Genomic DNA, 13,160 nt, shown 5'->3' with positions numbered 1-13,160 from the left:
CGCCCGCACGGGCAGCCATGAGGAGATTGAAATTGAGCATGCGTCTATCTGCGTCCATCCGCCTTGCCCTTGCCGGCGCCATCGGCCTCGGGCTGGTCGCCGCCTCGTCCGCCGCCGAATTGCGCCTGGCGCATTTCATGTCACCCATGCACCACATGCAGAAGCGCATGATGCAGCCGCTGGCCGACAAGCTCACGGCTGAAACCGATGGCGCGGTGACCATCCGCATCTTTCCGTCCGGCGAATTGAGCAAGAGCGGCGCTGCTCAGTGGAAGACGGCGCTGACCGGCGTAGCCGACATCGCCTTCGGTCTGCAGGGCTACACCAGCGAGATCTTCCCGCGCACCATGTTCGCCGTCGCGCCCGGCCTGTTTCATTCCTCGGCCGAGGCGACCACGGCGATGTGGGAGAACATCGACGCGCTGGCGCCCGATTACGAGCGTGTCAAGCTGCTCGCCATCTGGGCCGCCGAACCGGCGATCATCATGACCAAGTCCGTGCCGATCCGCACCATGGACGACATGAAGGGTCTGAAGATCCGCACCGCCGACCAGGTCGGCGCGGCCATTGTCCAGGCGCTCGGTGGCACGCCCGTGCCGCTGCCGGCCAGCGAGATGTACACCGCCATCGACACCGGCGTCATCGACGGCATCATGAGCGATGCCAGCACGATCGAATCCTTCAAGCTGCACGAGGTCGCCAATTATTTCACCGTCGGTCTGCCTTCCAGCACCTCCGCCTATTTCCTGGTCATGAACCGGCACAGCTTCGACAAGCTGACGGCCGACCAGCAGGCTGCTCTCGACGCGCTGACGGGCCGCGCCCTCGCCATGACGGCCGCCGAATCCTACGCCATGGAGGCGGCGCGCGGCCTCGATATGGTGCGGCAAGCCGGCAAGACGATCATCGAGGCCGAGCCCGCCGTGCTCGAGGATTTTCACGCCAAGTCCGACACCGTGGTGCAGTCGATGCTGCAATCGGCCGAGGCCGCCGGCGTTGACGGCAAGGCGATCGTCGAGGGATTGCGCGCCAGCGCGTCGGCGACGCGATAAGCGCGAATGGCATGCCCGGCGGGGAGGGAGCCCGCCGGTGGCACATGGGGTGCCGAACGACAACAGGGAGGAATTATATGAAACGTGCAGCAGCAGGACTGGCCGGATTGCTCAGCCTGGCGATCGCCGCCACGACGGGCACCGCCGGCGCCACCGAGTTGAAGGTGTCGCATTTCATGAGCCCGATGCATCACATGCAGGCGCGGGTTCTCGAACCGATGGCCGCCAAGCTGGCCGAGGCGACGGGCGATGAACTGACGTTCCGCTTCTTCCCGTCGGGCGAGTTGAGCAAGAGCCCGGCGGCGCAGTGGAAGACGGCGCTGACCGGCGTTACCGACATCGCCTTCGGCCTGCCCGGCTACACGACGGAAAATTTTCCGCGCACCATGCTGGCCGTGTCGCCGGGCCTGTTCGAGACCGCCGCCGATGCGACCAACGCCATCTGGGACGACATTGACGACATCGCCCCGGACTACGAGCGTGCCAGGCTGCTGGCGCTGTGGGGCAGCGAGCCGGCCGTGCTGATGACCCGCAACAAGCCGGTCAGCACCCTGGCCGACGTCAAGGGCCTGAAGATCCGCACCGCCGACCAGATTTCGGCGGCGATCATCGAGGCCTGGGGCGGCACGCCTGTGCCGCTGCCGGCCAGCGAGATCTATTCGGCCATGGACACCGGCGTCATCGACGGCCTGTTCATCGATCCGAGCGGCGTGCCCTCCTTCCGCCTCGACGAGGTGGTCAACCATGTGACGCTCGGCCTGCCGACGCCGTCCTCGGCCTTCTTCCTGGTCATGAACCAGAATGCCTGGAATGGTCTCACCGAGACGCAGAAGGCGGCACTCGATGGCCTCAGAGGACGCCAGCTCAGCCTCGATTCGGCAGCCTCCTACGCCGAGGAAGCCGAGCATGGCATGGACATCCTGAAAAAGGCCGGCAAGGACATCATCACGCTCGGCGCCGAGGCGCAGGCGGCTTTCGCCGACGCCACCCGGCCGGTGGCGGACAAGCTGGTGACCGAAGCAGAAGGCCGCGGCGTGGCAAACGCGGCGGATATCGCCGCAGCCCTCGGCAGCAAGAAGTAGGAAACAATGACGATGATGCGTGCGAAGGAAACCAGGCCGACGGTCGCCGACCGTCTGGCCGATGGGTTCGGCCTCCTGGGCGGGATAGCGGTCCTGTTCCTGGCCGGGCTGGTGTTCTGCGATGTGGTCGGGCGCACCTTCGGTGCGCCGATCTTCGGCGCGCGCGACATCATGGTCATGACGCTGGCGGTGGTTGCCGCCAGCGGCTTCGCCAGCGGGGCGACACATGGCGTCCACATCGCCATCGACGCGTTGCAGAATTTCCTGCCGCCGTGGCTGCGGCGCGGCCAGTTGCTCTTGGCCGACCTGATCAGCCTGGCGATCCTCGCCATCCTTTCCTGGCGCAGCTTCATGGGCGGCATGGAGGCTGGCGATTTCGGCGAGCGCACCATGCTCCTGTCGCTGCCGCACGCGCCGTTCTATTTCGCCCTGTCGCTCGGCCTCGGCCTGTATGCCCTGGTCGTTGTCTTCGACATAGCCAAGCAATTGAAACCGGGGAACGGCCATGCCGAATGAGCTTTACGGGCTGCTGGGCATTGTCGGCCTGGCGGTACTCCTGATCCTGCGCGTGCCGGTGGCGCTCGCCATCGCCATGGTCGGCTTTGCCGGCATTGCCGCGCTGAGCGGCGTCAACACCGCGTTCTACATGGCCTCGTCCGAAGCCTTCGCCACGGTCACGCAGTACGAGCTCGTCGTCATCCCGCTGTTCGTCCTGATGGGCAACATCGCCAGCGCCTCGGGCCTCAGCCGCGATCTCTATGACGCGGCCTTCGCCTGGTTCGGCCGGCTGCGCGGCGGCCTTGCCTCGGCAACCGTCGTCGGCTGCGCCGGCTTCTCGGCGCTCAGCGGCTCGTCGATCGCATCCGCCGTCACCATGGGCCGCGTCGCCCTGCCGGAGATGAAGCGCTTTTCCTATTCGGACGCGCTGGCGACCGGATCGGTCGCCGCCGCCGGCACGCTCGGCATCCTGATCCCGCCGTCGACCGGCTTCATCATCTACGCCACGCTGACCGAGCAGTCGATCGGCCGCCTGTTCATGGCCGGCATCCTCCCAGGCATCCTGCTCACCGCGCTGTTCGTCGTGGCGATCTACATCGTCACGCTGATCCGCCCAGCCGACGGCCCGGCCGGCAAGCCGTTCACCCTGCGCGAGAGCATCCGCGCCGGGCTGCGCGCCTCGCTGATTGGCGGCATCATCGTCATCACCATCGGCGGCATCTATCTCGGCTTTTTCACGCCCGCCGAGGCCGCCGGCATCGGCGCGGTGCTGACACTGTTTGTCTCGTTCTTCCGTGGCAGGCTCAGCCTGTCGCAGTGGAGGGACGTGCTGATGCAGACGGTGCGCACCACCTCCATGGTGTTCCTGATCCTCGTCGGCGCCAACATCTTCGCCCCGTTCCTGGCACTCAGCGACCTGCCGAACTTCATCAGCCAGGGCCTGACCGTCCTCGATGTCGGTCCCTATGGCGTGCTTTTCCTGATCCTGCTCGCCTACATCGTGCTGGGCACATTTCTCGAAGGCCTGTCGCTGCTGGTCATCACGCTGCCGATCGTCTTCCCGGCCATCGTTGCTGCCGGCTTCGATCCGATCTGGTTCGGCGTCATCGCCGTGATCGTGCTCGAGATGGGACTGATCTCGCCGCCGGTCGGCCTCAACGTGTTCGTCGTCGCCAGCATTGCCGACAACGTGCCGCTGTCGACGGTGTTCCGCGGCGTCATCCCGTTCTGGATCGCCATGGCGGTGTGCACGGGGCTGCTGATCCTGTTTCCCGCCATCGCCCTCTACATCCCGCAGACGATGATGGGGCATTAGCGCGGTCTTCGCGCAATCAAAGAATCGATCATGACCGATACAATAGAAAATCCCACAGGCGCCGACGCGGTGCTGTTCAGTCTGAAGGCCAATGGCGTCGACTATCTGTTCGCCAATGCCGGCAGCGATTTCGCGCCGATCATCGAGAGCTATGCCCGGCGCGGCGAAGAAGGAACAATCGCGCCAAAGCCGGTCATCGTCCCGCATGAGGCGGCGTTGGTGGCTATGGCGCACGGCTATTATCTTGTCACCGGACGGCCGCAGGCAGCCATGGTGCATGTCAATGTCGGGCTGGCCAATGCCGTCATGGGGCTGATCAACGCCCATGCCGACGATGTGCCGCTGATCATGATGTCCGGCCGCACGCCGCTGACCGAGCACGACCGGCCGGGCGCGCGCCGCACGCCGATCCAGTACGGGCAGGAACAGTTCGACCAGAGCGGCATGGTGCGTGAGCTGGTCAAATGGGATTACGAGCTGCGCTATGCCGAGAACGCTGCCAATCTGGTGTCGCGCGGCCATGCCATCGCGATGTCGGAGCCGGTGGGAGCCGTCTATCTGAGCCTGCCGCGCGAGCCACTCTGCGAGCCGGCGCCGGCGCTTGGCGAAGCGCGCACGCCGATCCAAGTGGCCGCAACGCCCGCCGCTCCCGACCCGCAGGCCATCGAACAGGCGGCGGCCTGGCTGGCCGCGGCGAACAACCCGCTGATCGTCTGCCAGCGCGGCGATCCCGCCGGCAAAATGGCAGCCCTGCTCGGCGCCCTGGCGGAGCGGCACGGCATCGCCGTCAGCGAGGTGTTCGCCACGCGCAATGTCATGCCGAGCGATCATCCGATGCTCGTCGGACCCAATCTGGCGGAACTTCTGCCCGCCGCGGATGCAGTTCTCGTCGTCGATGCACCGGTCGCCTGGATCGAGAACGACGCCCAGCCGGCGGCCGATGCTCATGTGATCCACATCGGTCCCGACCCGCTGTTTGCCCGCATGCCGGTGCGTTCCTATCGCGTGTCACTGGCCATCACCGGCAACACCGCCCGCACCTTGGCCGCCCTCGATGCCGCGCTGGAGGCGCATGCGCCAGCCGCCGCGACACGGCGCGACGCAGCCCTTGCCCGTCACCAGGCCTATCGGGCCAAGGTGGCGAAGGCGGCGGAATCGGGAAGTCGTGGCGCCGCCAGCAAGGCTTGGGTCGCCCACTGTGTCTCCGAAATCCTCGGCGACGACGGCATCGTCTTCAACGAGCGCGGCGCGCCGTCGCCGTTCTACACGCTGAAATCCGGCAACCGCTTCTTCGGCAACACGCCGGCCGGCGGCCTCGGCTGGGCGCTGCCGGCAGCACTAGGCGCGCAACTCGCTGACCGTGAACGGCTCGTCGTTTGCGTCGTCGGCGACGGCTCCTACATGTTCGCCAATCCCGTTGCCTGCCACCAGGTGGCCGAGGCGCATGGCCTAACGCTGCTGACGGTGATCCTCAACAACGGCGCCTGGGACGCCGTGCGGCTGTCGACGCTGGAAGTCTATCCTGAAGGTTTCGCCTCGCGTGCCAATCAGACGCCGCTGTCGAGCCTGTCGCCGTCACCCGACTATGGCGCCATCGCAGCCGGTTCGCGCGCCTGGACACGCGCGGTCGGGGAGGCTGAGGATCTGCCGGCGGCGCTTGCCGAAGCCGTCGCCGTCATACGCGATGAGCGCCGGCAGGCGGTCCTCGACGTGCGTGTGCGGCCGGACTGACAGTGAAGAGTCGAGATTCAATCAGACTACCAAGTGATACCTGCGGTGAAGAGAACGGCTGCTGTGACGTTGGTAGCTACCTCGTAGTGGGGAAACGGGACGACCATCGTCGCTCCGTCCGGCAAGACAGCGCAGGTGATCCTGCCTTTGCCGATCGCAGCCCTGCCGATGGCCGCAGCCGGGATCCACAATGCCGCAGCGTCCTTTCGATGGGTGGTTGAAGGTCATAGACTTCGACCAGCAGAAAAATCGAAATCACGGCATATTCAGAGGTTCTGTCGCAAACTCTGAGGTAGGGCGTGAAAGGGGTTTTGGCCTATCTAGCAGGCTGCGAGGATTGCGAACTGTGCGGCGATCGAAGGGCTTGGATTATAGGCATCCCTCGCCTGTCGTTTGCGCATCGGCTTCTGCGGCCGCCGTGATCGATCGCCCAGACGGTTTTCCGCATCACAAGCGAGGATCGCCTCGCGATTGGTTTGGCTACCGTCGATGACAATGCGATCCGGACGACCATGAAGTGCAAGAGCCTGACGAAAGAAGCGCTTCGCTGCCAATAGGTCACGGTTTTCGCTGAAGAAGAACTCCACCGTGTCGCCAACGCTGTCGATAGCGCGATAGAGATACGTCCATCGTCCGCGGACCTTTTTATGTAGTCTCATCCATATACCACCTGTCAGTGACGTTTGCTTGCGCCGGTTGAAGCGCTCCAGCGGTTGCGGCGAAAGGTGAACGACCCAGCGGTGCACGGTGGAGTGATCGACACTCAGACCGCGCTCGGCCATCATCTCTTCCAGGTCACGAAGACTGAGATTGTAGGCAAGGTACCAGCGTACGCACAGCAGGATGACAGATTGGTCGAAATGGCACCCTTTGAACATGACTAGCTCTTAGGAAAATGAAGAGCCTTCATGCCTCCGCAAGCTTACCGAATATTTTGCGACAGAACCGCTTCGGTAGCGGTTCTGAAGGTTTAGGCCGTGACAACGGGGCATTCGCGCGAGGAAAAACTAAAAGAAGCAATCCGTTGACTTGGGTTTTCCGCGCTGCGCGATTGTCCCGTTTTGGTTATCAATTTCCATCCAGAATGTATTTGTCTTATCGGGCCGGCTGTCCGTAGACTTCCTCCCGTCGAGCCCGTTCTCGACAAACCGGCGCCGCGACAGGGTTCCTGTCCGGAGCGCCGATGAGGGAGGAATAGCGTTGGTTTCTTTGCAGCCCGCCGGGTCGGCGCATGACACTGGTCATGAGCTGATCCGCTTCGAGAATGTTTCAAAATCGTTCGAATTGTCCGACCGTACCGTGCGTGCGGTGGAGAATGTGAATCTGAGTGTCGCCAAGGGCGAGTTTGTCGTGCTGGTCGGGCCGTCGGGCTGCGGCAAGTCGACCTTGCTCAACATGGCGGCCGGCCTGTTTCACCCGACCAATGGCGAAGTCTATTACGCTGGCAAGCGCGTCGACGGTTACAATCTGAAGACCGGCTACATGACGCAGAACGACCATCTCCTGCCGTGGCGCGACGTGGTCGGCAACATTTCCACTCCGCTCGAAATCCGGGGCCTTGCGAAGGGGGCACGCGAGGCGCGGGTCGAGCAATTGATCGATCTGGTCGGCCTGCAGGGTTTCGAGCGGTCCTACCCTTCGCAACTGTCCGGCGGCATGCGCAAGCGCACCGCGCTGGCGCGGCTCCTGGCCTATGATCCCGAAACGCTGCTGCTCGACGAGCCGTTTGCAGCACTCGACGCCCAGTTGCGGCTCAACATGCAGATCGAACTCCTGCGCATCAGCCGCTCGCTGAACAAGACGATCCTTTTTGTCACGCATGATCTCGACGAGGCGGTCGCCCTGTCGGACCGTTCGGTGGTGTTCTCGCCGCGGCCCGGGCACATCCGCCACATCGCCGACACGCCGCTGCCGCGCGACCGCAACCTGACGGCGCTGCGCCACGACCCGCTCTACACGAAAATGACCGCCGAGCTCTGGGATCTCATCATGCCCACGCTGAACGAAACCAGGGGAGAGGCATCATGAGCAATGCCGATATCGGCTATGTGCCGGCGAGCGACGAGATGGTTGCGCAGGACCGCAAGCGGCGCATGGACAAGGCGCGCCGCGCGCGCATTCGCGAGAGGATCAAGCTCAACGTCATCCGGGTTCTCATGGTGGGCGGCTTCTTTGCCCTGTGGGAGATTGTCTCCGGGCGGTTGATCGCCCCCTTCTTCATCTCCGCGCCAAGCGCCATCTTCCGCCGTCTCGGCGGCTGGATCTGGAGCGGCGACATCTTCTATCACATGGGCATCACAGCGACAGAGGCCTGCGCCGGCCTGCTGCTCGGCAGCATCTTCGGCATCGTCGTCGGCACCATTCTCGGCCGGCGGCCGTTCCTGGCCAAGCTGCTCGATCCCATCATCACCACCTTCTACAGCCTGCCGAAAGTGGCGCTGGCGCCGCTGTTCATCCTGTGGATCGGCATCGGCATCGACATGAAGATCACCTTCACGGCGACGATCGTCTTCTTTCTGGTGTTCCTCAACACCTATACCGGCGTGCGCAATGTCAGCCGCGAGCTGATCTCGATCCTTTATCTGATGGGCGCCAACGAAATGCAGGTTCTGCGCCGTGTGGTGCTGCCCTCGGCGATCACCTGGGTCTTTGCGGGCCTGCGGATATCTGTCCCCTATTCGCTCATCGGCGCCATCGTCGGCGAGCTGATGGCTTCCAACAAAGGATTGGGCGCGCTCCTGGTGCGCGCCCAGGGTGAATTCGACACCGCCGGCGTGTTCGCCGCGCTGGTGGCGATCATGGCGCTGGCTGTGGTCTTCAACACGGCCGTCAGGGTGCTCGAACGCCGGCTGATGCCGTGGAAATCCCTGGAACAGGGCCATGAAAGCGCGGTCTGAAGACAGGCGGGACAGGAACGCAATCGGGAGGAAAATCAATGGATTACAATAGGATACGTTTAGCCGTCGCGGGGGTCTTGGCCGGCGCGCTGGCCCTGTGCGCCAGCCCGGCGCTGGCCAATGACAAGCTCAGGGTCGGACTGTCCAGTGACGGGCTCTTGTTCGTCCCCGCCTTCGTCGCCGATGTTATGGGCTACTACGAGGAGGAGGGCCTCGATGTCGATCTGACGATCCTCGGCGGTGCCACCAAGGTCTATGCGGCGCTGGTCAGCGGTGAAGTTGAGTTCAGCGTCTCCTCGTCCGTCTCGATCCTGCGCGGCCGGGCCGGCGGCACCGACATGACCATGGTCGGCGCGGCGATGGATCAGCACGCCTCCAACATCGTCGCCACGCGCGAGTGGTTCGAGAAGGCGGGCCTCACCAAGGACAGCACCTACGAGGAACGTCTGAAGGCGCTGGACGGCATCACCATCGCCGTTGCCTCGGCCGCCGGTGGCAGTGCGCAGCTGGTACGCTTTCTGGCTGGTGAGGCCGGTGTCGATGCCGAACGCGACATGACGTTGACCGTGCTTGGCGTCGGCGACACGACGCTCGCTGCCTTTGCCCGTCGCCGCGTCGATGCCATCACCCATTCCTCTCCCGTCGCCGTCCAGGCGATCCGCGAGTTTGACGGCGTCATGCTGTTCCACATGTCGGGCGGCCAGGTGCCGGCCTATAACGGTTTCCTCTACCTCACCTATACCGGCCGCGAGAGCTGGATCAGGGAGCACGAGGACCAGACCGCGCGCTTCCTGCGCGCCATGCAGAAGGCGCACAAGGCGATCCGCGATCCGGCGCTGGCCGATGTGGTGCGCGACAAGGTGCATGCCAAATATCATGCCAAGATCGACGACGCCCTCTACGCCGATGCCTGGGCCGATTATGCGAGCGCCTTCCCGGAATCCATCGAGATTTCCGGCGAGATGGTCGATCGCGTCAACGAGCTCGCGGCCAAGGTCGAGAATGCCGACCCGGTCCTGCCGGAACATGTAGCCGCCGCATGGACCAACGACTACGCCGCCAGGGTAGTCAAGAGCCTGAACGCCGACTGAGAACCCGGACTTTTATGGAACCGGCCTGCACTGGCGCGCCGCGCCGGTTCCGCTTTGTTCAACCAAAAATGGAGACTGAAGTGACATCGACTGAACTGACCCCGCAGATCGTCCTGATCATCGAATACGAGGTGGTGGAGGAAAACCGTCCGCTGTTCATGAAATTGATGGCCGAAAGCTGCATCGACACCATCAAGGACGATGGCTGCGAGCGCATGGAACTGTGCCAGCCGGTTTCCGGCGAGGATGGATCCTACGTCCTGACCGAGCTGTGGCGCGACCAGTCCTGCATCGACAGGCACCGCATGAAGCCGGGCCATTCCAAGGTGCATGAGGACATCGATGCGTTGCTCTCGCGCAAGCGTGTCCTGAAGCTTAACACTTTTGCCGTCGATGGCTGGACCCAGGCCCCGGCGCGGCTTCAGGACGCGTGATCTCAACCCCACCGCATCAAACCCACGGAGTGTAACCCATCATGATCAAACGGGCCGATCCGACCCCGACCTTTCATCGCATCGTCGAGCACAATGGAACTTTGTTGCTGGCCGGCGTCACCGGCGGCAAGCCGGCCGATGATATGGAAACCCAGACCGCCGCCGCATTGGCCCGCATCGATGCGCTTCTTCTGGCGCATGGCTCCGACCGCAATCACGTGCTGCACACGACGGTATACATCACGGACATGACCTTGAAGGACGCGATGAACAAGGCGTGGCTCGCCTTCTTCGACGCCGGGGCGCTGCCCGCGCGCGCAACGCTCGGCGTCGCCGATCTCGGGCCGGGCATCCTGATCGAAATCGTCGCCCAGGCCATCGTCAAGGATTGACGCGCGCAACGCCAGGACCGATCCTCCGGCCGATGGTACGCTTCGAGCCAGCGACGGGCATTCGATCGAGCGCCCGTCAGGCGGCGGAAAACGGGGCGTGGAAAGCGAGACCTTGGAGCAGCGAACGAACATCAATCTGCGCCACATCAGGGCATTCGTTTCGGTCGCCGAGCTGGGCAGTTTCACCCGCGCGGCAAACACGCTTTCCATTTCGCAGTCGGCGCTCACCGTTTCCGTCCGCCAGCTTGAGGACAATGTCGGCCTGGCGCTTTTCCATCGCACCACAAGGCGCGTGACGCTGACCGAGGCGGGCGTCGAGTTCTTTCCAACGGCCAGGCGGCTCCTGCGCGATTTCCAGGCCGCCGTCGCCGACATGCAGGCGATGGTGAACTTTCGCCGCGGGCGGGTGGGCGTCGCCGCCTTGCCGTCCGTCTCCGCCGAGTGGCTGCCGGCCATCGTTGCCCAGTTCTCCCGCGATTATCCGGGCATCAATGTCGAGGTGATCAGCGAGAATTCGCACGGCATCCATCGCCGCGTCGCGGCCAAGGAGATCGATTTCGGCTTTGTCGGCCAGATTCTGCCCGATGCCGACATCAGCCATCAGAAGGTTGTGTCGCAACCGGTGGCGCTCGTCTGTCCGCCGGATCATCCCCTGGCGAAGAAGCCCGATCCGGTGTGCTGGGCGGATCTGAAAGGCAGCATTTTCATTCACGCCGGCAATGACGATTGCATCCGCGCCGTGCTGGAGAAAGTGCCGGCGCTCTCCGACACGCTGATGGACACGCGCTATCGCACCAACAAGGCCGACATCGTCGCCGCGATGGTGCGTGAGGGGATCGGCGTCACGGCGGTTGCCCCGGTCATCCTGCCGCGTGACATTCGCCGCCAGCTGGCGGTCCGCGCGCTGCGCAAGCCGGACATGACGCGCACGATCTATCTCATCCGCCGCCGTGGGCGGGTGCTTTCCCCCGCCGCGGAACTGTTCATGAAGCAGGCGCTGGCGGCGATCCGCGGCGCAGCGCATGCCGAGATGCCCAGCACCCGTGGCATCAACCCCGCAACACTCGACGCCGTCTGAGCTGCCCCGCGTGGGCTTGACTTTTTCGTCCGTGCCGCTGCCGAGCACTTTGGGGGATTGAATGGATGTGTCGCTTGGCACTTAATTGGGGTCTTCCTCATATGTGGAACGGCCCGGTTGGCAAGATATTCTTTGCGCGAATCCCCGTCGGACGGTGCAGTCATATGCCCGGCCTGTTGGCGCGATCATTTGATCGCTGGCCACGATGAATTCCGCGATCCCGATCGCCTGATCACTTCGACGCACTCGACGGCGCATTGAGGAAGCCGGTCTGGCCGGAATCGATGCTATCGTCCCTCAGGGTCATCACGCTTTTGCACCTTGCCACTTCATCCGGAACCGAGGCGCCGGAATTCCTTGTGTTTCTACACCCTCCCCATGATCGCCGGCGCTTGGTAGGTGCCGCCTTTGACAAGAAGCGCTCAGATCGTCCGAGCCATCTTGGTGGCCAGCGCGACGGCGACGACCGTGTAGGGCCGACGTCTCATCAGTGAGATGATCCACGAAGGCAGGCGCGCGGCGCGCCGCACCTGCTTCAGTATGGAGGTCGCGCCAACGATCAGCAGCGTTCGCAACTGCTTGTTGCCGCGTTTCGATATCCTCCCGATCCAGGCGGCAAGATCGCGTCCCGATCGGAAGGCGGCAGGATCCTGGATCACTGCCCGGGCCGTCGCGGCGATGATGGGGCCGACGCCAGGAATGCTCGTCAATCGACGAGCCGTCTCGTCGGCCTTCACCGCTGCGACGATCTTTCTGTCGAGCGTCTCAATGCGTGCTGTCAGCATCTCGATCTGTTCGGCCATCTCCAGAAGCGCCATCCGAGCCGCGGATGGAAGGCAGGCATCATTCCCGTCGCGCAGAACAGCAATGAGTTTGGCGATGTTGGTCATGCCGGTTGCGGCGACGATGCCGAGCTCGGCCAAATGGGCGCGCATGGCGTTGGCTGTCTGGCTTCGTTGGCGGATGAATAACTTGCGGGTCTTCAGGACCATCCTGGCAGCCTGCTCTCCGGGCGATTTGATCGGCACGAACCGCATGGTCGATCTCATCACTGCGTAGCAGCCGGTCGCGGTGTGGGTCAGGTAGTTGCGCCCCACCCGTCCTGAGGAGTTGGCCAAGCCGTCTGGGAACATGTTGGACTTGGAGTTGAGCAGCAGGCAGGGCTTTCGATCGTGTTGCCAGCCACACAAACGACGCGTGCCTTTTACAGGTGCTGATCGCCCTTGGCATCTGCATTGACCACGCCCGTTACCTTGCCGCTCTCGTCATGCTCGATTTTCACCGCCATAGACTCGGTGCGGACCTCGCAATTGCAGGTCTCGTCGGCTCGCGGCAGTTCTGTGTACATGGTCGACCATTTTTGCGCCGATCGCACAGCGCTGCTTGCAGAACCCGAAACCCATTGTTCCACGGCAGGTGCGGCATGCCGGTGGTCTTGTCGGTCACACCCATCTTGAGTTCGGCCTTCTCGTACCAGGGGGACATCTCCTCAAGGCTGACCGGCCCAGTCCTCGACATTAGCGCCGGCCACCTCACCGTAGTGGATGGGGGTCTTGAACTCATAAGGCTCCGTCGCAAGCCGCACAGTAT

Annotated in this window: 12 protein-coding genes and 2 pseudogenes; 11 read left to right on the top strand and 3 right to left on the bottom strand. The window is 63.7% G+C overall.

The features are described 5' to 3' along the window. Positions 1-38: 38 nt before the first annotated feature. From AB843_RS05595 to AB843_RS05575, 5 genes are all read left to right on the top strand, one after another. Positions 39-1,052: a TRAP transporter substrate-binding protein gene (locus AB843_RS05595; RefSeq protein WP_048645787.1), complete on the top strand. Its 1,014-nt coding sequence runs from the start codon at positions 39-41 to the stop codon at positions 1,050-1,052. A 77-nt stretch (positions 1,053-1,129) separates the two neighbouring features. Continuing rightward, positions 1,130-2,134: a TRAP transporter substrate-binding protein gene (locus tag AB843_RS05590; RefSeq protein ID WP_244467900.1), complete on the top strand. Its 1,005-nt coding sequence runs from the start codon at positions 1,130-1,132 to the stop codon at positions 2,132-2,134. Positions 2,135-2,146: 12 nt separating this feature from the next. Then, complete coding sequence (locus AB843_RS05585) at positions 2,147-2,650, top strand: TRAP transporter small permease (RefSeq protein ID WP_157384435.1); 504 nt, start codon at positions 2,147-2,149, stop codon at positions 2,648-2,650. Continuing rightward, positions 2,640-3,947 (top strand): TRAP transporter large permease, encoded by a 1,308-nt coding sequence (locus AB843_RS05580; RefSeq protein WP_048645784.1) that lies wholly within the window; start codon positions 2,640-2,642, stop codon positions 3,945-3,947. The genes AB843_RS05585 and AB843_RS05580 overlap by 11 nt, the downstream gene beginning before the upstream one ends. Positions 3,948-3,977: 30 nt before the next feature. Next, a complete protein-coding gene (locus tag AB843_RS05575; protein ID WP_048645783.1) occupies positions 3,978-5,678 on the top strand; it encodes a thiamine pyrophosphate-requiring protein in 1,701 nt (566 codons plus the stop codon). Between the two features lie 320 nt (positions 5,679-5,998). On the opposite strand, the gene AB843_RS05570 is transcribed toward AB843_RS05575, so the two are convergent. After that, a complete protein-coding gene (locus AB843_RS05570; RefSeq protein WP_048645782.1) occupies positions 5,999-6,556 on the bottom strand; it encodes an IS6 family transposase in 558 nt (185 codons plus the stop codon). Between the two features lie 322 nt (positions 6,557-6,878). On the opposite strand from AB843_RS05570, the gene AB843_RS05565 reads away from it, so the two are divergent. The 6 genes from AB843_RS05565 (at position 6,879) to AB843_RS05540 (ending at position 11,570) form a co-directional block, all read left to right on the top strand. Further along, positions 6,879-7,706, top strand: a complete 828-nt coding sequence (locus tag AB843_RS05565) for an ABC transporter ATP-binding protein (RefSeq protein WP_048645781.1) — start codon at positions 6,879-6,881, stop codon at positions 7,704-7,706. After that, positions 7,703-8,575, top strand: a complete 873-nt coding sequence (locus tag AB843_RS05560; protein WP_082143663.1) for an ABC transporter permease — start codon at positions 7,703-7,705, stop codon at positions 8,573-8,575. The genes AB843_RS05565 and AB843_RS05560 overlap by 4 nt, the downstream gene beginning before the upstream one ends. Before the next feature lie 38 nt (positions 8,576-8,613). After that, on the top strand, positions 8,614-9,666 hold the full coding sequence (locus AB843_RS05555; RefSeq protein WP_082143662.1) for an ABC transporter substrate-binding protein: 1,053 nt from the start codon (positions 8,614-8,616) through the stop codon (positions 9,664-9,666). Positions 9,667-9,746: 80 nt separating this feature from the next. Beyond that, positions 9,747-10,100: a putative quinol monooxygenase gene (locus tag AB843_RS05550; protein WP_157384434.1), complete on the top strand. Its 354-nt coding sequence runs from the start codon at positions 9,747-9,749 to the stop codon at positions 10,098-10,100. 41 nt (positions 10,101-10,141) lie between these two features. Beyond that, on the top strand, positions 10,142-10,492 hold the full coding sequence (locus AB843_RS05545; protein ID WP_048645778.1) for a RidA family protein: 351 nt from the start codon (positions 10,142-10,144) through the stop codon (positions 10,490-10,492). 97 nt (positions 10,493-10,589) lie between these two features. Then, positions 10,590-11,570 (top strand): LysR family transcriptional regulator, encoded by a 981-nt coding sequence (locus AB843_RS05540; RefSeq protein WP_048645777.1) that lies wholly within the window; start codon positions 10,590-10,592, stop codon positions 11,568-11,570. Between the two features lie 422 nt (positions 11,571-11,992). On the opposite strand, the pseudogene AB843_RS05535 reads toward AB843_RS05540, so the two are convergent. Together AB843_RS05535 and AB843_RS26080 are read right to left on the bottom strand one after the other, a co-directional pair. Then, positions 11,993-12,631, bottom strand: a pseudogene (locus AB843_RS05535) (transposase); the annotation flags it as partial. Next, a pseudogene (locus AB843_RS26080) lies at positions 12,605-13,149 on the bottom strand (GMC family oxidoreductase N-terminal domain-containing protein); the annotation flags it as partial. The pseudogenes AB843_RS26080 and AB843_RS05535, both read right to left, overlap by 27 nt. Positions 13,150-13,160 lie beyond the last annotated feature (11 nt).

The sequence above is a fragment of the Nitratireductor soli genome (assembly GCF_001050155.1).
Classification (GTDB): domain Bacteria; phylum Pseudomonadota; class Alphaproteobacteria; order Rhizobiales; family Rhizobiaceae; genus Nitratireductor; species Nitratireductor soli.
Note: the sequence above shows the minus strand (reverse complement) of the source record. Positions and strands in the feature narration are given on the sequence as shown.